Annotated in this window: 20 protein-coding genes; 8 read left to right on the plus strand and 12 right to left on the minus strand. The window is 60.6% G+C overall.

Annotated features, from left to right (window positions below; translation table 11 throughout):
- Positions 1-39: 39 nt before the first annotated feature.
- Together IB249_RS15680 and IB249_RS15685 are read left to right on the plus strand one after the other, a co-directional pair.
- Complete coding sequence (locus IB249_RS15680; protein ID WP_192306206.1) at positions 40-525, plus strand: glutathione peroxidase; 486 nt, start codon at positions 40-42, stop codon at positions 523-525.
- A complete protein-coding gene (locus IB249_RS15685; RefSeq protein ID WP_192306208.1) occupies positions 522-983 on the plus strand; it encodes a MarR family winged helix-turn-helix transcriptional regulator in 462 nt (153 codons plus the stop codon). The genes IB249_RS15680 and IB249_RS15685 overlap by 4 nt, the downstream gene beginning before the upstream one ends.
- Here the strand turns inward: IB249_RS15685 and IB249_RS15690 are convergent.
- Complete coding sequence (locus IB249_RS15690; RefSeq protein WP_318653502.1) at positions 967-3,288, minus strand: response regulator; 2,322 nt, start codon at positions 3,286-3,288, stop codon at positions 967-969. The two genes, IB249_RS15685 and IB249_RS15690, sit on opposite strands and share 17 nt — an antisense overlap.
- Before the next feature lie 166 nt (positions 3,289-3,454).
- Between IB249_RS15690 and IB249_RS15695 the strand changes: the two genes are divergently transcribed.
- Entirely contained in the window at positions 3,455-4,345 is an 891-nt protein-coding gene (locus tag IB249_RS15695; RefSeq protein ID WP_192306212.1) for an ATP-binding protein, read from the plus strand.
- On the plus strand, positions 4,342-4,824 hold the full coding sequence (locus IB249_RS15700; RefSeq protein WP_192306214.1) for a GAF domain-containing protein: 483 nt from the start codon (positions 4,342-4,344) through the stop codon (positions 4,822-4,824). The genes IB249_RS15695 and IB249_RS15700 overlap by 4 nt, the downstream gene beginning before the upstream one ends.
- Here IB249_RS15700 and IB249_RS15705 read toward each other — a convergent pair whose 3' ends face one another.
- From IB249_RS15705 to IB249_RS15745, 9 genes are all read right to left on the minus strand, one after another.
- Positions 4,825-7,767: an HD domain-containing phosphohydrolase gene (locus tag IB249_RS15705; protein ID WP_192306216.1), complete on the minus strand. Its 2,943-nt coding sequence runs from the start codon at positions 7,765-7,767 to the stop codon at positions 4,825-4,827.
- A 49-nt stretch (positions 7,768-7,816) separates the two neighbouring features.
- On the minus strand, positions 7,817-11,122 hold the full coding sequence (locus tag IB249_RS15710; protein ID WP_192306218.1) for a transporter substrate-binding domain-containing protein: 3,306 nt from the start codon (positions 11,120-11,122) through the stop codon (positions 7,817-7,819).
- Between the two features lie 8 nt (positions 11,123-11,130).
- The gene (locus IB249_RS15715; RefSeq protein ID WP_192306221.1) at positions 11,131-11,757 is read right to left on the minus strand and encodes a response regulator transcription factor; all 627 of its coding nucleotides are present in this window, start codon (positions 11,755-11,757) and stop codon (positions 11,131-11,133) included.
- Positions 11,758-11,997: 240 nt separating this feature from the next.
- Positions 11,998-12,336, minus strand: a complete 339-nt coding sequence (locus IB249_RS15720; RefSeq protein WP_412548014.1) for a response regulator — start codon at positions 12,334-12,336, stop codon at positions 11,998-12,000.
- A gap of 236 nt (positions 12,337-12,572) precedes the next feature.
- A complete protein-coding gene (locus IB249_RS15725) occupies positions 12,573-13,901 on the minus strand; it encodes a deoxyguanosinetriphosphate triphosphohydrolase (RefSeq protein WP_192306225.1) in 1,329 nt (442 codons plus the stop codon).
- 68 nt (positions 13,902-13,969) lie between these two features.
- Positions 13,970-15,133 (minus strand): EAL domain-containing protein, encoded by a 1,164-nt coding sequence (locus tag IB249_RS15730; protein ID WP_192306227.1) that lies wholly within the window; start codon positions 15,131-15,133, stop codon positions 13,970-13,972.
- 123 nt (positions 15,134-15,256) lie between these two features.
- Positions 15,257-15,595: a hypothetical protein gene (locus tag IB249_RS15735; RefSeq protein WP_192306229.1), complete on the minus strand. Its 339-nt coding sequence runs from the start codon at positions 15,593-15,595 to the stop codon at positions 15,257-15,259.
- Positions 15,592-15,981, minus strand: a complete 390-nt coding sequence (locus tag IB249_RS15740) for a phage holin family protein (protein ID WP_192306248.1) — start codon at positions 15,979-15,981, stop codon at positions 15,592-15,594. Before IB249_RS15740 ends, IB249_RS15735 begins: the two co-directional genes overlap by 4 nt.
- A gap of 2 nt (positions 15,982-15,983) precedes the next feature.
- Positions 15,984-16,298, minus strand: a complete 315-nt coding sequence (locus tag IB249_RS15745; protein WP_192306250.1) for a DUF883 family protein — start codon at positions 16,296-16,298, stop codon at positions 15,984-15,986.
- A 304-nt stretch (positions 16,299-16,602) separates the two neighbouring features.
- Between IB249_RS15745 and IB249_RS15750 the strand changes: the two genes are divergently transcribed.
- Positions 16,603-17,811 carry an ammonium transporter gene (locus IB249_RS15750; RefSeq protein WP_192306252.1) on the plus strand — a complete coding sequence of 403 codons (1,209 nt, stop codon included), beginning with the start codon at positions 16,603-16,605 and terminating at the stop codon, positions 17,809-17,811.
- 1 nt (position 17,812) lies between these two features.
- Here IB249_RS15750 and IB249_RS15755 read toward each other — a convergent pair whose 3' ends face one another.
- On the minus strand, positions 17,813-19,525 hold the full coding sequence (locus IB249_RS15755; protein WP_192306254.1) for a cation:proton antiporter: 1,713 nt from the start codon (positions 19,523-19,525) through the stop codon (positions 17,813-17,815).
- Between the two features lie 208 nt (positions 19,526-19,733).
- Between IB249_RS15755 and IB249_RS15760 the strand changes: the two genes are divergently transcribed.
- The 3 genes from IB249_RS15760 (at position 19,734) to IB249_RS15770 (ending at position 21,395) form a co-directional block, all read left to right on the plus strand.
- The gene (locus IB249_RS15760) at positions 19,734-19,970 is read left to right on the plus strand and encodes a glutaredoxin family protein (RefSeq protein WP_192306256.1); all 237 of its coding nucleotides are present in this window, start codon (positions 19,734-19,736) and stop codon (positions 19,968-19,970) included.
- Between the two features lie 142 nt (positions 19,971-20,112).
- A complete protein-coding gene (locus IB249_RS15765) occupies positions 20,113-20,433 on the plus strand; it encodes a transcriptional regulator (protein WP_192306258.1) in 321 nt (106 codons plus the stop codon).
- A gap of 71 nt (positions 20,434-20,504) precedes the next feature.
- Positions 20,505-21,395 (plus strand): pseudouridine synthase, encoded by an 891-nt coding sequence (locus tag IB249_RS15770; protein ID WP_192306259.1) that lies wholly within the window; start codon positions 20,505-20,507, stop codon positions 21,393-21,395.
- A 57-nt stretch (positions 21,396-21,452) separates the two neighbouring features.
- On the opposite strand, the gene IB249_RS15775 is transcribed toward IB249_RS15770, so the two are convergent.
- Positions 21,453-21,674: a YgdI/YgdR family lipoprotein gene (locus IB249_RS15775; RefSeq protein WP_192306261.1), complete on the minus strand. Its 222-nt coding sequence runs from the start codon at positions 21,672-21,674 to the stop codon at positions 21,453-21,455.
- Between the last annotated feature and the right edge of the window lie 39 nt (positions 21,675-21,713).

Raw genomic sequence — 21,713 nt, forward strand, 5'->3', positions numbered from 1 at the left:
TATTTTTACCTCGTCCAACTCCCTACGAGAGCGCATACCATGAGCGACAATTTGCTGAGCATCCCTTGCACCACCATCAAGGGAGAGCAAAAGACCCTGGCGGATTTCGCCGGCAAAGCGGTGCTGGTGGTCAACACCGCGAGCAAATGCGGTTTTACTCCCCAGTACAAAGGTCTCGAGGCGTTGTGGCAGACCTATAAGGACCAGGGGCTGGTGGTGCTCGGTTTCCCCTGCAATCAGTTCGGCAAGCAGGAGCCGGGTAACGAGGGGGCGATTTCCGAGTTCTGCGAGCTGAACTACGGCGTCAGCTTCCCGCTGTTCAAGAAGATCGAGGTCAACGGTGCCGGTGCCCATCCGCTGTTCGTGCAGTTGAAAAAGCGCGCGCCGGGTGTGCTGGGCTCCCAGGGCATCAAGTGGAACTTCACCAAGTTTCTGATCGGCAAGGATGGCCAGTTGGTCAAGCGCTTCGCGCCGGCCACCAAGCCACAGGATTTGAGCCGCGAGATCGAAGCCCTGCTCAAATGAACGACTTGTCCGTCGATTCCCTGAAACTCGATAACCAGCTCTGCTTCAAGCTGTACGCGGCCTCGCGGGCGGTGATCCGCGCCTACAAGCCGATGCTCGATCAACTGGGCCTGACCTATCCGCAGTACCTGGCGATGCTGGTGCTGTGGGAATGGCAGGACGTGGCGCCCGAGCAACCGACGGTCAAGGCCCTGGGTGAGCGCCTGGCGCTGGATTCCGGGACCTTGACACCGTTGCTCAAACGTCTTGAGCAATTGCAGTTGGTCCAGCGCCAGCGTTCGGTGCGGGACGAGCGGGAGGTGCACTTGAGCCTGTCGCCTGCCGGGCAGACCTTGCGCGAGCAGGTCGGGCCGCTCAAGGCCCGCCTGTTGTGCGACAGCGGTGTCGATCTGGATCAGCTCAGCGACCTGCGCACCGGCCTGGATCACCTGTTGGGGCAAATCAAGGCGCTGTCGTAGTGGGCATCCACATATCCAGCAGCGTGGCCAGTTCTTCGCGTCGAAACGGTTTGGCCAGGTAATCGCTCATGCCGGCGGCGCGGCAACGTTCGCGTTCTTCGGACATGGCGTTGGCGGTCAGAGCGACGATGGGTAACTGCGGCCAGCGCCCGCTACGGCGGATCTGCCGGCTGGCTTCATAGCCGTCCATCACGGGCATGTTGCAGTCCATCAGCACCAGGTCGAATTCGCTGTGCTCCAGTTGATCCAGCGCCTCGCCACCATGGGCAGCGACGATCACCTCGCAGCCGAGTTTTCCCAGCATGCCCTTGGCCACCAGTTGATTGACCGGGTTGTCCTCGACCAGCAGCACCCGTCCGCGTCGCTGGGGTGAAAGGGCTTCGAGTCGGGCATCGTTGAGGGTGTTGATTTCCGGTTGCAGGATGCGGCGCAATGTCTGGTACAGCGCATTGCGCGCCAGCGGACGCGCCTGTTGTTGCAGGGGCGAGAGGGCGCTGGCCTCCTCACTGGGCAGGAAACTGCCGTAGGCCGTGACCAGCAGGATCGGTGCCGTGCAATGGGGGCGAATACTGAACAGGCACTGCGGGCAGTCGGTGATGACCATGTCGGGTGACAGGTTCGTCATCGGATCGTCGATCGCGCGCTGCTGATAATCGAGCCCCCAACCCGGCAGCAGACTCTGTAACAGTTCGGCCAGGCCGCTGTTGGCCGCCGTGATCGCAATGACATTGCCGCGCAAGGAGGCCGGGGGCAGGGCGCGAGTGTGGCAAGGCAGCGGCAAGTCGGCGCAGAACTGGCTGCCAAAGCCCGCTTCGGAACTGATGGTGAGCCGTCCCTGCATGGCTTCGCAGAGGTTGTAGGTCAGCGCCAGCCCCAGGCCGGTGCCGCCGAATTGCCGGGTGATGCCGGCACCGGCCTGGGTGAAGGGCTGGAAGATCTTGACCTGGGCGTCCTGGGCAATGCCGATGCCGGTGTCGCAGACTTCGATCCTGACGCCTTCTTCGTAGGTCGACAGGCGCACATCGACGCGACCGAAACGGGTGAACTTGAGGGCGTTGGACAGCAGATTGCTGACGATCTGCCGCACACGCGTCGGGTCGCCGAGCACCAGGGCCGGAAACGCCGGTTCAATCAGGCAGGTCAGTTCGACGCTGGGCGCGGCGTTCTGCGACAGCAGGTTGGCGGTGTCCTCGATCAAAGCACCAAGGTCGAAGGGAATGTGTTCGAGTTCCAGCTGGCCGGCATCGAATTTCGACAGGTCGAGAATATCGTTGAGCAATTCCACCAGCACTTTGCCCGAGTCATGGGCAATGGACAGCTGTTGTTGCTGTTCGGCGGTGAGCGGGCCGTCCAGCGACAGCGCGATCATTCCCAGCAAGCCATTGAGGGGCGTGCGGATCTCGTGGCTCATGTTGGCGAGGAAGACCGAGCGCGCTTCGGCCATGTCCAGGGCGGTGCTGCGGGCGATTTCCAGTTCCTGATTGGACTGGCTGAGCCGGGAGTTGATCGCCTTGAGTTCCGTCGTGCGTGCCGACACGATGTTTTCCAGTTGTCCGAGGTAATCGGTCAGGCGGTTTTCAGCATTGCGCCGCTGCTGGATTTCGGTCGCGATGTTTTCGAACTGCTGGTTCGCGACCTTGACCAACACCCCGATCTCGTCGTTCTCATGGCCGCTCGGGCACTCCAGCCAGGTGGGTTTGATGCTGCGCGAATCGCGGCTGCTGAGTTCGCGAATGACCCGCACCAGGGGTTTGGTCAACATTACGTAGAACAGCGCCAACAGGATGCAGGTCAGCAACAGGCTGCGGGCGAAACCATTGAGCAGGGTCACCTCGGCCCGCTTCAGGAACCGGCTGCCGAAGGCATAGGTGTCGACATCCAGGCGCAGGGTGCCGAGGGATTCGCTCGGCAGGTGGTCCAGGTACAGGCGGTCTTCAAACGCACGATCGGCGCCGAACATGAAGTCGCTGATGACACGGTAGCCACTCTGCGCGCCGGGGCGCCTGACGTTGGCCAGCACCGAGCCGTTGTTGTCGGTCAGTTGTGCGCCGATGATCGCCGGTGAGCGCAACAGGCCCAGAGTCAGCTCCTGGGCCAGTTCGGCGTCGATGTTGTAGGCAATGCGCGAGGCGGGGTTGTGGCTGATTTCCAGCAGGGATTGTATTTCCCGGTTGATGGAGGCGTCTTCGCTGGCATAATCGATGCCTATTTGCAGCAGGCTGAGCAGCGTGCCCAGAATAAAACCGACCAGCACGGTAAGCCGGGCCTGTTTATAGGACAGCCGGTTGGTGAACTTGATATCCATGGGGTGTCGAACCACTTCCGTTTCCCTTCGCTGCTCAAGCATAGTCGATCATGCATTGCTACCGATGTTCTCGCGAGCCCTTGTGCAACAAGGGGGACCCCGGCACCGAAAGCTTTGTTTGCCGCTGCAGTGCCATCATTACTGTGAACGTGCCCGAGGAGAAGACGTGGATTCCCGACTGAATGCTTTTCTTGAACGCGCCGATGCCGTCCTGGCCCGTATCGAACCCCTGCTGCCTGCGCCCCGTCAAGCCATCGACTGGACGCAATGCCTGGCAGCACGCTGGCAACGCGAGGGGCGCAGCGGTTTTCTGTTGCCGCTGCAGGTCAGCCTCGACATGCGCCTGTCCGACTTGATCGGAGTCGAGCGTCAGCTGGAGCAACTGGGGCGCAATACCCAGCAGTTCATCGACGGCATGCCGGCCAACCACGCGTTGCTCTGGGGCTCGCGTGGCACCGGCAAGTCGTCGCTGGTGCGCGCATTGCTGGCCGAACACGCCAAGGCCGGCCTGCGGTTGATCGAGATCGAGCGCGATCACCTGGCGGACTTGCCGCGGGTGGTCGAACAGATCGCCAAGTTGCCCCAGCGTTTCATACTGTTTTGCGATGACCTGTCGTTCGAGGCGGGCGAAGGCGATTATCGCGTGCTCAAGAGCGTGCTCGACGGTTCCCTCGAGCAGGCCCCGGACAACGTTTTGCTGTACGCCACGTCCAACCGCCGCCACCTGGTGCCGGAAAAGGAGAGCGACAACGAAAACTGGAAGCGTGTCGACGGGGAACTGCATCCCAGCGAAGCCGTGGAAGACAAGATCGCGCTGTCGGACCGTTTCGGCCTGTGGCTGTCGTTCTACCCGTTTACCCAGGAACATTTTCTCAACGTGGTCGAGCATTGGATCGGCCAACTGGCCGACAAGGCCGGGCTGCCGTGGCAGCGAGACGAGGAACTGGACATCCTGGCGGTGCGCTGGGCCACCGGACGGGGTAATCGCAATGGACGTTGCGCCTATCAATTTGCCCGCTACTGGGTGGGACTGAAGCTGTTGGAGCACAAGGCATGATCGATTTACAACAAAGTGGCCAGGGGCTGGAGGGCTACGGCATGCTCCATGCTCAGTTGGAGTCCCTGCTGGCGGACGAGCGTGATTTCATTGCCAACGCCGCGCAATTCTCGGCGTTCCTGTTCAACCAGCTCGATGACCTGAACTGGGCCGGGTTCTACCTCAATCGCAACGACGAGCTGGTGCTGGGCCCGTTTCAGGGGCAGATCGCCTGTGTGCGAATTCCCTTCGGGCGCGGGGTGTGCGGGACGGCGGCCGCGACCTTGCAGACCCAGTTGGTCGAAGACGTCCATGCGTTCCCCGGGCATATCGCCTGCGACAGCGCATCGAACAGCGAGCTGGTGGTGCCGTTGGTCAAGGACGGTCGCCTGATCGGCGTGCTGGACCTCGACAGCCCGAAACTCGCCCGGTTCAGCGCAGAGGACCAGGCCGGCATCGAACAGCTGGCGGCCATTTTCCTGCGCCTGACCGATTGCTGATCATGCCAGGCCAGCCTTGCCCAGCAGGGTTGGCGGGTCCACTGCATCGATCTGCTGAGGATCGAGGAATTGATCGGCGTACTGCCGATAGATGCCGGCATTGATGAACAGGCCGAACAACTGCGGGTCGATGTGGGCGTCACGGCACATGGTGGCCATGATGCCCAGCGCTTCGCTCAATGACTTGGCTTTCTTGTAGGGGCGGTCGGCCGCCGTCAGCGCTTCAAAAATATCGGCAATCGCCATCATTCGTGCCGGCAGGCTCATGTCCTCGCGTTTCAGCCGTTTCGGATAACCGGTGCCGTCCATTTTTTCGTGATGGCCGCCGGCAATTTCCGCCACGTTACCCAGGTGATCCGGGAAAGGCAGGTGGCTGAGCATCCGGATCGTCTGCACCATGTGGTGGTTGATGATGTAACGTTCTTCGCGCGTCAGCGTGCCCCGGGCGATGCTCAGGTTGTAGAGCTCGCCACGGTTGTACTTGTAGTGGGGCACGTCGAGTTTGAAGCCCCAGGGGTTGTCTTGCGGTATCAGTTCGGCTTCGGCGCGTTCGAACAGGTGTTCGGGTTTGTCCGCCAGCAGCGCTTCGCTGACAGGCAGCACCGGTGCCGGGGTCAGCGCCTGGCGCCGGTTCTCTTCCCATGACACCCCCAGGCGATCGTCCAGGGTGCGGGTCCAGGTGCGTTGGGCCAGGCTGCGCAGGCGTTGCAGATCGGATTCGGCCATCGCCTCGCCACCGAGATTGCAGCGGGCCACGAAGGCGAAGTCATCGTCCAGCGCCGCGAGACTGGCATCGCGCCGCTCGGCCAGCTGCTGCTCGTTGCCTCCCTGGGCCAGTGCCTGCCAGTAGCTGATCCAGGCGTCGCGCTTGAGAACCTCGAAACGGGTGCGGATTTCGTGGATTCGGTCGTTCAGGGTTTCGAGCTTCGTGGCTTTATCGACAACGTACTCGGGGGTGGTGACCTTGCCGCAGTCATGCAGCCACGCCGCGATATGCAGCGCCTCCCACTCGTCTTCGGTGGGATGGTAGTCATTGAAGGGCGGTTCCTGGCTGGCCGCGGCAGCCTGGGCGAGCATCAGGGTGAGTGCCGGCACCCGCTGGCAGTGGCCACCGGTGTAGGGGCTCTTGGCATCGATCGCCCCGGCCAGCAATTGAATGAACGCGTCCAGCAACTGTTTCTGCCTGGCTTGCAGCCGCTGGCTTTCGATGCTCACGGCTGCGGCCCCGGAGACTGCCTGGAGGAACGCGATACGATCCGGACGAAGCTTTTCCAGATCACTTTGATCGCCGCTGTCCGCCAGCAGCAGGATCAGCAGGCCCACTGTTTCGTTGTGGCGATTGTGCAGACGGATACCGATCAGGTGCACCCTCGGGCTGTCCATTGCCAGCAGCACCTTCTGCAAATCTCCCGCCTGTTCGAAGCCGAGGCTGGTGACCACATTGTTGGCACTCGACAACTGCTGCAGCCATGACGGGCTGTGCGGGTCCTGGCTGTCGTGGCCGCGAATGCCGAACGCTGGCAATGCCTCCGAGCGACCGTCGATGACCAGTCCCTGGGGCTCCATGCGATCGCCATCGTTTTCCCTGAGGTAGATCAGGCCCGCCTGGGCCTGGCCGATTTTCACGGTTTCGAACAACACCCGTTCGAGTAAAGGAGCGAACCGGGTTTCCGCGCTCAGGCTGTCGGTGATCTGGAAAAAGCTGGCCAGGGTGTCCTTCATGCGGGCCATCGACACGCTGAGTTGATCGACTTCAAGGACCAGAGAACGGCGGGATATGGGGAAGTGGAAATTGAAACTGCGGATGGCATCGGCTTCCTGCACCAGCGTGCTCAAGGGCTTGACCAGAATCCTCGAGGTCAGCCATCCCAGCGGCAGGCACAACAGCAGCGTGGCCAGTGTGATCAACGCACCTTGCCAGCGCATGCGATAGGCATCGGCGAGCAATTCGTCTTCCGGCACCAGCAGCGCCAGTTGCAACCCTTGAGGTCCGCCTTCCTCCATGTGACTGCGAGCAACGATCCATTGACGGCCAGCGGCCATCAGCCGTTGGCCGCCGGCAGGGCTGCCGAGCAATGCGGCGAGTCCGGGGCTCAGGTCGGCGGCCTTGCTCAGGCGCGCAGTCTGGTCGTCAACGATCAGCTTGCTGCTGTCGGGGTAGGCGATGGCGTTGCCCTCGGCATCCAGCAGCACGATCTCGGTGCCAGGGGTGACGACATGCTTGGCCAGGGTCGCGGACAGTTCGGCCAACGTCAGGTCGGCCCCCATGACGGCGTGTGCGCCGCTGCGACGGGCCAGGGTGGTGCCGACGTTATGGGTGGAAAAAAACACGTAGGGTTCGGTGGTGATCTGGTCGCTGCCACGGCGGGCACTGGAAAACCAGGCGCGGGTGCGAGGATCGAAGCGGTCATCGGGGTTGTCCTGACGGCTGATGGGGTTCAGGTCCTGATCGAAAAACAGGGTTTGCGAGTGCTCCCGTTCGCCGTCGAGGCGTTCGATGCTCCAGACCTGATAAGCCGCTGCCGGCGGTGCCTTGAGCAGGGTTTTCAGGGCGGGTGTTCGCAACGGCCTGACCATGAAGAAATCACCGCTGTCGTAACCCACGTACAACGACGCCAGGTCGGGGTTGTCCCTGAGCGACTGGCTGAAAGGCAGGAGCAATGCCAGGCGTTGTTCCAGGCTGGAAGCCTGTGTCGCCGGGTCGAGTACCAGCAGGCTCAGCAGATGGCGGATAGGTTCATAGGTGGCATGCAGGTCCAGACGGACGTCCTGCTCGATGCGCTGGAAGAGTTTTTCACTGCTGGACAGAATGATCTGCGTGGTTTGCTGATAGTTGAACAGCCCCAGTACCACGCCGGTCAGTAACAGCAGCAGGGTGAACATCACGCTGATGTGCACGTGCAGGGGAAGCCGCCGTTGATCCGGACGCAGTGGGTTGGGCATTGCGGAGTCTCTCCATGGGGGGAACACACTGCTCAGCGATCAAGCATAGTTAAGGCTCCGTCATTCTGCTTTTGTCGATTTGCGCAATTTGTTGCTGCAAGGCTTGCTCCAGCTCGAGCATTGCGCGCACCAGCGCTTCGCAGCACCGGTCCACTTCGTCTGCTTGAAAGGTGCCGCGACAGGCGTGTTCGAGCGTTTCGCAACATTCGATCAGGCGGCGGGCCTGGACGATCCGCGCGGCCCCCTTGATCTTGTGCGCGATATCGAGGAACGGCTGCGGCTCGTCAGACCCGGACAAGGCGAGCAGCGCTTGTCGGTCCGCAGCGTTGCTGGTGAGCAATTCGCTCAGCAGACGCAGGTCCATGGCCGGGTTGCCGCCGGTCAACGAGTGCAACCCGCTCACGCTGAAGGCCGGATCGCGGTCGGTCGGCACGATCCCGGCGACCCATTGGCTCAGGGCGGCCAGCGTCAATGGCTTGAACAGGCAGTCGTCCATCCCGGCCTGTCTGCAACGCTGCAGTTCTTCCGGCTGGGCATTGGCGGTAAATCCGAGGAGGGTGCAGCGCGGGCGATGCGACTGCTGTTCATCGTCACGAATGGCGCGGGCGAGCTCGTACCCATTCATGATCGGCATGTTGCAATCGACGATCACCAGATCGAATCGCTCGGCTTTCCATGCCTGCAGGCCCGCCTCACCTTCCTCGGCAACACTGAACCGGTGGCCCAGGAACTCCAGTTGCTGGCACATCAACAAGCGATTGGCCGGATGATCGTCGACCACGAGAATATTCAAGGGGGCGGTGCTCGTGTGGATCGGCGGGGCCGAGGATGGAGACACCTGCTCCATGGGCAGCGTGGGCAACAGCAGCGAAACCTGTACCTGGGTACCCACGCCTGGCTGGCTGTCCAGCTTGAGTGTACCGCCCATCATTTCGCACAGGCTCCGGCTGATCACCAGGCCCAGTCCTGCGCCGCCTCGGCCTGACTGTCCGGTAGCGTCGGCCTGGGCAAACGGTTCGAACAAGCGGCGCTGGTCGCGTTCGCTGATGCCAATGCCGCTGTCCTCGACCTGCAACAGCATCCGCACATGCTCGGGTTGCGCCGTGGCCAGCAACTCGACGGTGATGCGGACATGGCCCTGCTCGGTGAATTTGATCGCGTTGCTCACCAGGTTCGACAAGACCTGCTTGAAACGCATCGGATCCAGCAGGACATCGGTCGCCGGATTGGCCGGATGGAGCTCCACCAGCAACTCGAGATTTTTCTGACGGGCCAGCCCCTCGAAGATTCGCACCACCGACCCGACGATTTCGCTCGGATTGACCCGCTCCGGACTAAGGCTCAGGCGCCCGGATTCGATGCGCGCAATGTCGAGAATATCGCCGATCAGCTCCAGCAGGTCCTTGGCCGAGTTGTACGCCACGTCAATGGCCGGGCGGTCGGCGTGGTTGCTATCGATACGCTTGAGCGTCAGCTCGAGCATGCCGATGACCGCATTCATCGGTGTGCGGATCTCATGGCTCATGGTCGCCAGAAAGGTGCTCTTGGCACGGTTGGCTTCGTCGGCCCGCTCCTTCGCATGGCGCAGCTGTTCGACCAGTTGGCGGCGTTCGGTCAACTGATCGTTCAGTGCTCGTTCGGCCGCCTGGCGTTGCTTGATCTGGCGACGCATGTAGGCATTCCAGGCCGCGGAGAGCAGCAGCAACGCGCCGGCGCCGATAACGATCTGATAGAACAGTCGCTGGTAGTTGCGCCAGGTACTTTGCGAGGAGGCCGAATAGCCACGCCAGCGACTGTTGATGATGCCCAGTTCCTCTGGGGCGATGCTCAGCAGTGCCTTGTCGAGAATGGCATTGAGCTCCCTGGCATCGCGTCCGGTCGCCAGGGAAAACGCGGCCTGGCGGGTACCGATGGTGGTGCGGATCTGCAATGTGCGTTCAAAATAACGAGACGAAATGAAATAGTTGGCGATGACCAGTGAGTTCACCGCGCCTTCTGCCTTGTCTTCGGCGAGCAACTCCACGGCACTGAACGAATCCGGCGTTTGCACCAGCCTGATGCGCGGGAATTCGCGGCGCAGGTAATCCAGTAGTGGATGGCCCTGGGGGATGGCCAGGCGTTTGCCCTCCAACTGTTGAAGGTTGGCCGGGCTGTCGGCGGCCTTGCGGGTCAGCAGCACGAAGGAATTCTGCAGGTAGGGCCGAGTGAAATTCAGCTGTGTTTCGCGATCGGCGCTGGGGAGCAGGGCGGCGATCATGTCGGCCTTGTCGTGTTTGATCTGCTCGATCATCTCGTCATCGCTGCGGCTGCGATGGATGTCGAAGCGCAGCCCGGTACGCAACCTGATCAGTTCGAGCAGGTCGGCGGTGACCCCGCGAAAATTGCCGTCACTGTCGAAAAAGGTCAGGGGGGCAAAGGCTTCGTTGACCACCACGCGCACCACTGGGTGTTGCGTCAGCCACTGTTCTTCGGCATGGGTGAGTTGCAGCTTCTGGTCGGTGAGAAGAATGTCGCTGCCCGCACTCCAGCGCTCGGCGATGTTCTGTCGTTCGTTGGCGGGGATGGCCGTGAGCATCGTGTTGATGATCCCGAGCAGTTCAGGGTTGTCCTTGTGCACGGCGAAACTGAACCCATGGGCTTCGTGCTTGCCGAAGTTGGCCATGCGGATGTTGTTCAGGTAACCCTTGTTGATCATGTAGTGAGTCGAGATGGTGTCGCCGAGGAAGACGTCGGCCTGATCGAAGGCCACCGCATTGATTGCATTCTGGTATGAGGGATAGGACGTGATGATCGCCTTGGGATAGAGGCTCCTGACTTCCTCCAGGGGCAGGTAGTGATACACCATGCTCAGGCGCAAGCCGGCAAGGCCATCGGTCAGGGAGCGGGTTTCGCCTTCGCGGGTGACCAGAACCGGCTGGTCCACGGCGTACGGTGCGGACAGCACGATGTCGGCATTGTGCGCTTCGAATCCATTGGCCGTGCCGAGCAGGTCGACTTCACCTTTTTCCAGTGCCCTGATGGCCGCGCCACGGGACGCAAAGCGCTGGACCTTGACCGGCAAGCCAAGGGTCTTGCCAAGAATGCCCGCATAATCGGCGGTGAAACCTTCGTAATCCTTGCCGCTGATGGTCAGGTCGAAAGGAGGGTAGTCCGGGGCCGATGTGCCGAGAACCAGTTCGCGCTTGCCGGCAATCCATTGTCGTTGTGTGACGTTCAGCTGGACGTCCAGGGGCCTGACCGTCGAGCGGCTGAGCAGCGTGAAGTCTTCGCTTGCGATATGCGCCGCATTCACTGCAGTGCTCAGGCATACACCTGCGACCATGAGTGTCAGATAATCCTTTATACGACGGGTCATCCTGCGGCTCACACTAACGCGTTACGTTTTGCCATCTCGATGAGTTCAACCAGGGATTTGGCCTTGAGTTTTTGCATGAGTCGTTTTTTATAGGTGCTGACGGTCTTGTTGCTCAGGAACATGCCTTTGGCGATTTCCTTGTTGGTGCGACCCTGTGCAAAAAGTTGCAAGACCATCAGTTCCCTGTCGTTGACTGACTTGAACAGTTCCAGTTCGGCGTATCGAATGTCATCGCCGCGAACCGGGTTCAAGGCCTGGCTGGGGAAATAGTTGTAACCTGACAATACCGCTTTAATGGCACTGACCAGTTCACTCAGGTCTTCCTGTTTACAGACATAACCCGATGCACCGGATTGCATGCAGCGGATACCGAACAGCGTCGGGCATTGTGCGGTCAATACCAGTGTCTTCAGCGGGGTGCTCATGGCGTTGAAGCGGGCAAGGACTTCGAGGCCGTCCAGTTTGGGAATACTGATATCGAGAATGACAAGGTCAGGCATGCATTCGCGGACCATCTGCATGGCATCGACCCCGTTATCGGATTCGCCCACCACTTTATAACCTTCGTGTTCCAGTAACATTCTGACGGCAAGTCGGATGACAGGGTGATCGTCGACAATAAAAACGGAGTTCATAATCAAATCCCATGCGAGCTCAGATAAAGCGCGCACCTTAGCTCAGATAGTTGACAGGACGCATGAACTGACGGGCTGGAAGCTGCAATATAGGAAACTTCCTACAATCGAAAAAGAATAGGACTACGGAACAAATAGGTTTTGAATGAGGAAGGGAAGTAAGTGGCGATCAGCCGGGTTCAGACGGGGTAGTTTGTAAGTATATATATGACTTTGAGTGGGTTTTATCGGGGGTTGGTTTTATATTTTGATTGAGTTCAACAATTTTCTGAATTCTGATTGTTTCAACGGTTTTATCAAATAACCCAGCAACGGTAATCCATGGGCGTTCGCAGTTTTCTCAAGTCCGTCAAGTTCTGTACACGTGAGGCTGCTTAACAGTATCGCCTGCCTGATCATCCCTTGATGACTGGCGAGTTCGACCAGGTCAAGTCCGGAAAGATCGGGAAGACATTGATCGCACAACAGAATGTCAAACGGTTGCCCCGCCGTCAGCATTTGTTGCAGGGCCCCCTGAGCGCTGTCGCAAGTTGTCAATTGGGTGAAGCCGTAACTTTCAAGCAGATACTGAGTCGCCATGAGTTGGAAGGGATGATCTTCCACCAGCAGGATGCGTAAATCGTCTTTTGACCCGGGATTACTCACGCTTCATCTCTCACACAGCGGGGCGCCTCATTGTTTCGCAAGAATGGCTAGCATTCGATCAGTTTGCTCGGCACGAGGTGTAGGGCGATTCGCAGATCGCTGAGTGCACTTGGACAGGAAGGGGTCGATGGCCATTTTTTGTAACTCGATGACCCATCGACCGTTTTGCATCAGTGGCTTGAACGGCCGGTCATCTCCAGTGCCATTTCGCTGGCATAGCTGTCAGTCATCCCGGCGATGAAGTCGATCATGCGCAGGAACGAGGTGTGCAGCGGTCCATCGGGGTTGGGCGCGCTATTGCCCAGCAGGTCGAGGATGCGGCGGCTCTTGAAAGAGGGTGTGCGACCATTGTGCTGCTCCAGCGCTGCGCCGCAGAAAGCGTTGAGGAGGATTTCCAGCGTGGTGTAGGCACCGATTTCGTGCAAGGTCTTGCGCTTGTCCTGGAAGATTTTCTTGCGCGCCATGTCTTTTGCATTCAATACACAGCGTTTGGCGGGACCGTGCATGTGCTCCACCAGGTCGCCGGGCAGCCGGCCGGCCAGCAACGCGTCCTGCTGCTCGACAAAGGCACGGGCCGCAGCATTGGTCAGGTGCTCGATGGCCTTGCCCCGCAGGATCGCCAGTTTGCGTCGACGCGAATCCAGCGGACCGAGTTGGCGATAGGTTTCCGGCAGATCGTCGCCGACCAGGTCGAGCAGCAGGGACTCGACTTCGGCGTACTCCAGCAATTCCATTTCCAGGCCATCTTCGAGGTCGATCAGCGCGTAGCAGATGTCATCCGCGGCCTCCATCAGGTACACCAGCGGATGGCGTGCCCAGCGTTGGTCCTCAAGTTGCGGCAGGCCGAGCTTATGGGCGATCTGTTCCAGCAGCGGCAGCTCGCTCTGATAACAGCCGAACTTGTGTTTCTTGTAGCCCAGAGAGTCCGCATGCTTGGCCGTCCAGGGGTATTTCAGGTAGGCGCCGAGCGTGGCGTAGGTCAGCCGGGTGCCGCCATCGAACTGGTGATATTCCAGCTGGGTGAGCACCCGGAAACCCTGGGCATTGCCCTCGAAGTTGAGGAAGTCGTGGCGTTCCACTTCGCTCATCGCGTCCAGCCAGCCCCGACCTGCGGCTTGTTGAAACCAGTGGCGGATCGCATCTTCACCGGAATGACCGAAGGGCGGGTTGCCGATGTCGTGAGCCAGGCAAGCCGATTGCACGACCATGCCCAGATCGCTCGGTTCGCACCAGTCGGGCAGGGCGCCGCGGATGGTTTCACCGACCCGCATGCCCAGTGAGCGGCCGACACAACTGACTTCCAGCGAATGGGTCAGGCGCGTGTGGATGTGATCGTTGCTGGTGACCGGATGGACCTGGGTCTTGCGCCCGAGGCGGCGAAAGGCACCGGAGAAAATGATGCGGTCGTGGTCTTTGTGGAAAGGACTGCGGCCGAGTTCTTCCGAGCTGTGCAGAGGTTTCCCGAGGCGTTCGCGGGTAAGCAGGGTTTGCCAATCCAAGGCTGGTTCTCTCCGTCAGGTGACTGAGCGCCTAGCTTCCCGTTTCGCGCCAGTGCCTGCAAGTGGAACTAGAGGCCGGCCGCATCGATATCGATGAGCAGCAGGCGCTCGCCGTTGTTGAAAAACTGTCCGGCCGTGAGGCAGTACTGATTGCTGGTGGCGTCGCGGTAAGTGCTGGAAAGCGTCAGCCGGCGCTCCTCCCAGCCTTCGGCCAGCAGTTGATAGAAGTACGGGCGCCATGACCAGTTGTGCCCCAGGTAGCGATCGTCCGCTTCCCAGCGTTGGTTGCGCCACTCCATGTTCGGCGTCAATTGCGTGCCATGGCGGTCGCATTGATAAAACCGCAACAACCACGGAAAGGCATCCAGTTGTGGCAGGGCGCTGAGCGGGGCACGGGCCTGGGCCCAGGTCTGCAGGATGGCCATCAGCTCGCAGAGTTGCTGGCGCATGAGCATCAACCGGCCGCGTTCGGCCAGCTTCTGCTGGACATAGCGCTGACGCAACTGGGCGAAGCGCTCGACGAAGGCGTCCGTGGCGAAGAAGTCCGTTTGCGCCCCGGCGAACAGGTAGCCCTGCACGTAGCGTGAGCCGCATTCCAGGGCGAAATTCAGTTGCGCTTCGGTTTCCACTCCTTCGGCAATGATCCAGCAGCCGGTCTTCTCCGCCATCTGCGCAAGCGCCTTGACCACATCGCTGCTCGGGCCGCCCAGTGCGGCAGCCTGGAACAGTCGCATATCCAGCTTGAGAATGTCCGGTTGCAGGGCCAGCACGCGATCGAGCTGCGAGTAGCCCGCGCCGAAATCATCGATGGCGATGCGTGCACCTGCTTGGCGATATCGCGTCACCACGTCGGCCAGGCGCTGGATGTCGCCACCCAGTTCGGTGATCTCGAAAACGATGCGCCGGGGATCGACGTCATGCCGGCTCAATTGCTTGAGACTCGGCAGCGCCTGACCCGCACGCAAGCGATTGATCCAGCGCGGCGACATGTTCAGGCCGAGAAACCAGTCATTGGGTGCTTCGTGCAGGCGACTCAAGGCGTTATCGCGGATCTGGCGATCGAGCCGGCGAAGGGCGATGGCCGGTGTTCGCGGGTCGGCAAACAGTGGTCCTACAGACGCCAGTCGACCATCAGTCTGGCGCAGCCTCCCCAGGGCCTCGACGCCTGCGATACGGCCGGTAGCGGTATCGATGAATGGTTGAAAGCAGGCGAGCGGTTGCCCGTCGATCACGAAGCCTCCTTAGTCGATCTTGTTTTTGGATACCACCTGTCAGCCATCGGGCACGCAGGCCTGAACCTCTCGTTGAAGAGGTTCATCGCGCAGACGTTGCAAGAATGCAGCCAGATAGTGGCTTCAGTGTTTGGGTGGGGCGGTCACGACCAGTTTGATCAATGGCCCCAGGGTGGTGGCCAGGCGTACCAGTCGCGTCAGGCCGCTGGCGCCACCGCTTTTGGCACCCTTGCCGGTCAGGAACCCCAGCAGGGTAACGGCCGCCATGCCCCAGAGCGGGGCATGCTTGATGCCCAGACCGCTGTGCAGGTTTTGTGTCATCCCGCGTACCCGCTGCAGGGGTTGCAGCAGTTGCGAGGACTCCTGGCGTATTTCCTGTCGATGCATTTCCATGCGCAGGCGGATCAGCGCCTTGCGCATCTCCGTGCGTGAGCTGTTGCGAGGCAGTTCGGGCAGGTTCATGGCAACAGTCGCTCCCGATCATTGGCCAGTTCTTCCAGCGTGCCGTGGAAGGGCGAGGACTCATCGAAGATTGCGGCTCTCAGGCGTAGTCCGCAGAAGATGCAGGCCAGGGTGTAGAACACACAGAGCCCGATGATGGCGGGCAGGCGATAGGTGTCCCAGAACAGGATCAGGACCAGCGTCGACAGGCCCACCAGCAACAGCAAGGCAAACACCAGCGCCAGGCCGGCGAACAGCAACAGGCTGACGGTGCGGGCTTTCTGTTCCTGCAATTCGATGCCGAACAGTTCGACATGGCTGTGCAGCAATCCAAGGAATGCGGCGCCCAGGCGCCGCGATGAGGAGCCTGGGCCCGTTGCGGACGAGCCGGATTCACCGATCGCCATGATCAGCGCCGCGTTGCCAGCAGACCGATCAGGAAACCCACGCCGGCGGCGATGCCGACCGATTGCCATGGGTTGGCCTGGACGTAGTCTTCGGTAGCGGTGACAGCGGCCTGGCCGCGTTCGCGCAAGGAGTCTTCGGTCAGTTTCAAGGTTTCGCGTGCGCGCAGCAGACTGTCGTGGATTTGTTCGCGCAACTCGTCAGCCTGATCGCCCGCCAGGGTGGCCGTGTGTTCCAGCAAACGTTCGGTGTCGCTGACGAGCGTCTGAAAGTCGTTCATCAGGATTTCTTGAGCAGTCTTTGCCTTGAGGCTGGCCATGGTGAATCTCCGTAAGTGGCTTCTGTTGCGTTCGAGTATGAGCCTTGCGCGAAGGTTCAGTACAAATCAGTGGTACGTCTTTTGCTTTGTCGTGGTGCGTCAGCCCGCATGCCTGCGCTGTTGCTGGGCGTGAATCGAGCAAAACCTTATCTCAATAACGAAAACCCGCGCGAAGGTTTCCCTTTTTTGCGCCAAAGCGGTTCATCTGGATCAGTCCGTCGACTCCAGATGGGGTCAACTTGGTGCATGAGCGTCCTGCGCGAACTGCTTTGGTGCTTTTTCTAGCCTTCAGGTCTGCCCATCCATGGAAAATCTGCAAAGCGCTGTGGAGAGTCTGGTCCACAGCTCCAACACCCTGTTCATCCTGATCGGTGCGGTCATGGTCCTGGCCATGCACGCCGGTTTTGCCTTTCTCGAAGTCGGTACGGTTCGCCAGAAGAACCAGGTCAATGCCCTGTCGAAGATTCTCAGCGACTTCGCGATTTCGACCCTGGCCTACTTCTTTATAGGCTACTGGATTTCCTACGGCGTGACATTCCTGCAACCGGCAGCCGTGATCAATGCCGATCATGGTTACGGCCTGGTGAAGTTTTTCTTCCTGCTGACGTTTGCGGCTGCGATACCCGCCATCATTTCCGGCGGCATCGCCGAGCGCGCCCGGTTCGTGCCGCAGTTGTGCGCCACAGCGTTGATCGTGGCGTTCATCTATCCCTTCTTCGAGGGCATGATCTGGAACGGTAACTATGGCTTGCAAGCCTGGTTGTTGGAGCATTTCGGCGCCGGCTTCCATGATTTCGCCGGTTCGGTGGTGGTCCACGCCATGGGCGGCTGGCTGGCACTGGCGGCGGTGTTGCTGCTCGGACCCAGGCAGGGACGTTATCGCGAGGGAAGACTGGTGGCATTCGCGCCGTCGAGCATCCCGTTCCTGGCACTGGGCTCGTGGATCCTGATCGTTGGCTGGTTCGGTTTCAACGTGATGAGCGCGCAAACCCTGCAGGGGGTCAGTGGCCTGGTGGCGGTCAACTCGCTGATGGCGATGGTCGGTGGCACCGTGGCGGCGTTGATCGTTGGGCGCAATGACCCGGGCTTTCTGCATAACGGCCCGTTGGCCGGGCTGGTGGCGATTTGTGCCGGTTCCGATCTGATGCACCCGGTGGGTGCGCTGGTGACGGGAGCCATTGCCGGAGCCCTGTTCGTCTGGTGCTTTACCGCCGCCCAAGGCAGATGGCACATCGACGATGTGCTGGGTGTCTGGCCGTTGCATGGCCTGTGCGGTGTCTGGGGCGGGATCGCCTGTGGCATCTTCGGCCAGAGCGCATTGGGAGGCCTGGGCGGTGTAAGCCTGATCAGTCAGTTGATCGGCACGACGCTGGGCGTGGTCGTTGCGCTGGCCGGTGGCTTCGCGGTGTACGGGGTGATCAAGGCGTTGCACGGCCTGCGCCTGAGCCAGGAAGAAGAGTATTACGGTGCCGACCTGTCGGTGCACAAGATCGGCGCCGTCAGCCAGGATTGAATCAATTCTCCACGTCCTCGGCGCCGGGGTAAAAGTCGTGCAACAGGCGATAACGATCGCGCCGCACCTGATCGACCCGATCCTGGACCTGCTGGCCGGGCAGGCCCAGCATGATCAGCGCATGAGAAGCGAGCATCAGGCTGGACTCGAGCAGTTCGGGCACCACTTCGCTGGCGCCCGCCGCTTTCAACTCGGTCAACTGGCTGTCGTCCCGGGTGCGCACCAGGATCGGCACCGCCGGATTGAACCGGCGGGCCTCCTTGAGTATCAGCAGGGCTATGTCGGCCTGGTCGACGGCGATTACCAGCAGCCGCGCACGCTCCAGCCCGACGGCGACCAGCAGCTCGCCCCGACGGGAGTCTCCATAATGCACGCAGGTTTCGCTCACGCCAGCTTCCTGGACGCGCACCGGGTCGTTGTCCAGTGCGATGTAGGGTTGCTGGGCGTGCCGCAGAAAGCGGCCAATGGACTGACCGACCCGACCGTAGCCACAAATCACCACATGGCTGTGCAACCCGGCATTGAGCGCGCTGATTTCCTCGAGCTTGGCTTCCTCATTGGGCTTGCGATGCAGGCGCAAGGCGATGCGCGGTGCGGCCCGTAGCAACAGGGGCGTCAGTAGCATCGAGCAGAAGGTTGCGGCCAGCAGCAACCCGCCAATCTCGGCCGGCATCAGTTCGTTCTGTTGCATCAGGGCCATCAGCGCAAAGCAGAACTCGCCGCCCTGGGCCAGGGCCAGGCCGCTGCGCCAGGCAGTCTCGGCGTCACTGCCACGCCATCTGACCAGCAGCGCGACGACGCAGCCCTTGATCACCAGCAACCCCAGGGTCAGGCCAAGAATCAGCAGTCCGTGGCTGGCGAACAGCTGCAAGTCGATGAGCATGCCGATACTGACGAAGAACACGCCGAGCAGGATGTCGCGGAACGGGCGGATGTCGGCTTCGATCTGATGGCGATAGTGGCTTTCCCCCAGCAACATGCCAGCGAGAAACGCGCCCAGCGCCGGCGAGAGTCCGAGCAGATGAGTCAACCAGGCCGTCAGCAACACGATCACCAAGGCCAGCAGTACAAACAGCTCCGGGGAGCGGGCAGCCGCCACTTCGTGGAACAGGCGCGGCAATAACCAGCGACTGGCCAGCAGCAGGCCGAAGAACAGCACCACGGTCTTGCCCAGTGTCACCGGCAATGCCCAGTACCAGGCCTGATCGCTGCTGCCGGCGAAGACCGGTACCAGGGTCAGCAACAACACGGCCACCACGTCCTGGAACAGCAGCACGGCGATGGCGTTCTGCCCGTGGCTGCTGAAAATCTCGCCGAGACTGCCCAGCTCCTTGCTGACAATGGCAGTGGACGATAGCGACAGGCCGGCACCCAGCAGCAGCGCAGGCGTCGCCGGCAGGCCCAACAGCATCAGCAGCCCGCCCAGCAGTAGCGCGGTGAGCAGCACTTGCTGGCTGCCCAGCCTGAACACCACCTTGCGCAACGCGAGCATTTTCGACAGGGAAAACTCCAACCCCAGGGAAAACAGCAGGAACACCACCCCGAGTTCGGCGAGATCGGGCAATTCTTCACTCTCGTTGACCCAGTTGAACGCCGTCGGCCCGATCATCAGCCCGACACACAGATAGCCCAGTACCGGCGGCAGGCGCAGACGCTGGAACAAGGCAATCACCACCAGTGAGGAGGCGAGAATGATCAGCAGATTGGCAAACACGGGACACTCCGGGAACGAACGCTGGCCACTCCAGCGTAGAGGCAAAAAGCGGCGAGGATCACGCAATTGTTACCAGGGGCGGATGATGTGTGTCAGCCGTTGCCCGAATCTTTCCGAGTTTCGCCTGTGCCAGTGGGCCTGGGCAGTGACTCGACTGCTTCTGATCCCCGGCCTAGAATAAGTGCCTATTTTGCCGGATCCTTCACTCATGCCTCCTGAATGTCAGCTGTTCGGCACCCTGGGGTGTCACCTTTGCGAGCTTGCCGAAGAAGAACTGATGCCGCTGGTCGAGCACGGTTTGCTGGTGGAACTGGTCGATATTGCGGAGAACGAAGACTGGGTCGAAGACTACGGTTTGCGCATTCCGGTCCTGCGGCGCCTGGATACGGGGGCCGAACTCGACTGGCCGTTCGACGCCGAGCAGGTGGTCGCGTTTCTGCGCTGACCGACCGATGCTTTGAATGTGCTCCAGCATTGGCGAAGCGGGTTTATTCGGTTACTGTATGTTCATACAGTTAACTGGGTTGCCTGTCCTGTCGTTATCTTTCGGTTCCGCACAGGCAATCGCGCCAGTCAGAGGATGCACCTTGGTCAATGTCGAACAATTGAAGAGCAGCGTTAACCTGATGTCGGCGGACGTCGTGCGGGAGGCTGTCAGTGAGTTGCGCCTGGACGGCCTGGTCACGGAAGGCAAGACACCGTTCAACAAATTGCATTTCAACACCTGTTTTGCCGAGATCGAAGCGCTGTTCCAGCGTGCGGGTTATCACCGACAGCTGGACGTCGTGGGCTATCAGGGATTGTTGTATGCACTCTATGATCCGATGCGCTGGGAAGCGGTGGATGTGCTGCGTTGGCTCAAGGAGTACACCGAAGCGGCCGCCAGCGCTCAGTCGATCCGAGCCTGAGGATTCTTTTCTAGGCTCGATGAGGGCGCTGCTGGATAATGCGGGCCTGCATCGAGGGTCCGAGCGTCTGTATGTCCACTACTTCATTTTCCGCTGCGCACAACCAGGCCAGTACACTTTACCTGCCGCCGGGGTCGTGGCAGACCGTACTCGATTGCCTGTGTGAACACTTCAGCGCCATTGGCCGCGAGCAATGGCTGGACAGGATTGCCCGGGGGCGCGTCCTTGACGGCAATGGCGTGCCCATTCCCCTGGATCTGGCCTACAGGGAAGGTTTGCGGATTCATTATTTTCGCGAAGTCCCGGACGAGAAGCCCATCCCGGTGATCGAGTCGATCCTGTATGCCGACGAGCATCTGGTGGTCGCCGACAAACCGCATTTCCTGCCGGTGACCCCGGCGGGTGAGTACGTGGAGCAGACCCTGCTGCGGCGGTTGATCCGGCGCCTGGATAACCCGCACCTCGTGCCTTTGCATCGCATTGACCGGCATACGGCGGGGTTGGTGTTGTTTTCCGCCAACCCTCTGAGCCGTTCCGCCTATCAATCGTTGTTTCCCACGCGACAGATCGAAAAACGCTACGAGGCCATTGCCCGGGCGTTACCGGAGTTGACCTTTCCCCTGACTCACAAAAGCCGGTTGATCGATGGCGAACCGTTTTTCCGCATGCAGGAAGGCCCCGGTGCCTGTAACAGCGAGACGGCTGTCGAAGTCCGGGAGAAGAATGGTGATCTATGGCGTTACGGCCTTTACCCGGTGACGGGCAAGAAGCACCAGTTGCGTGTGCACATGACGGCGCTGGGAGCCAGTATCTGCAATGACCCGTTCTACCCGCACGTGGTCAAGGACGCCCCGGACGATTATGCCAACCCCCTGAAGCTGCTCGCCCAGGGCTTGCGGTTCGTCGATCCGGTCACCGGTGAGCAACGAGATTTTGCAAGCACGCTGACCTTGTCATGGTGAGCGCGGTTTTCAGGCGTAAAAAAGCCCGCATGAAGCGGGCTTTTTCGCATCCGGCTCTTACAGCTCTTTAACGGTACGAACCTGATCCTTGTTGACGCGGGTTTGCTTGCCGTCCAATTGTTCGAACTCGTAGAAACCGGCTTCGTCGTCATATTTCGGGGTGTCGACGGCCTGGATTTCGCGACCGTCATTCAGGGTGATCACAGTAGGCGATGCGCAACCGGCCAGGGTCGCTAGGCCCAGTGCGAGCATGCAAGTGGCGAGGGTCCGTTGAGTCATGAGTGTATCTCCGATGGGAATTCTTTTGGTCACTGTGGG

Origin of the sequence: Pseudomonas sp. PDM04 (assembly GCF_014851765.1) — a bacterium.
GTDB lineage: Bacteria > Pseudomonadota > Gammaproteobacteria > Pseudomonadales > Pseudomonadaceae > Aquipseudomonas.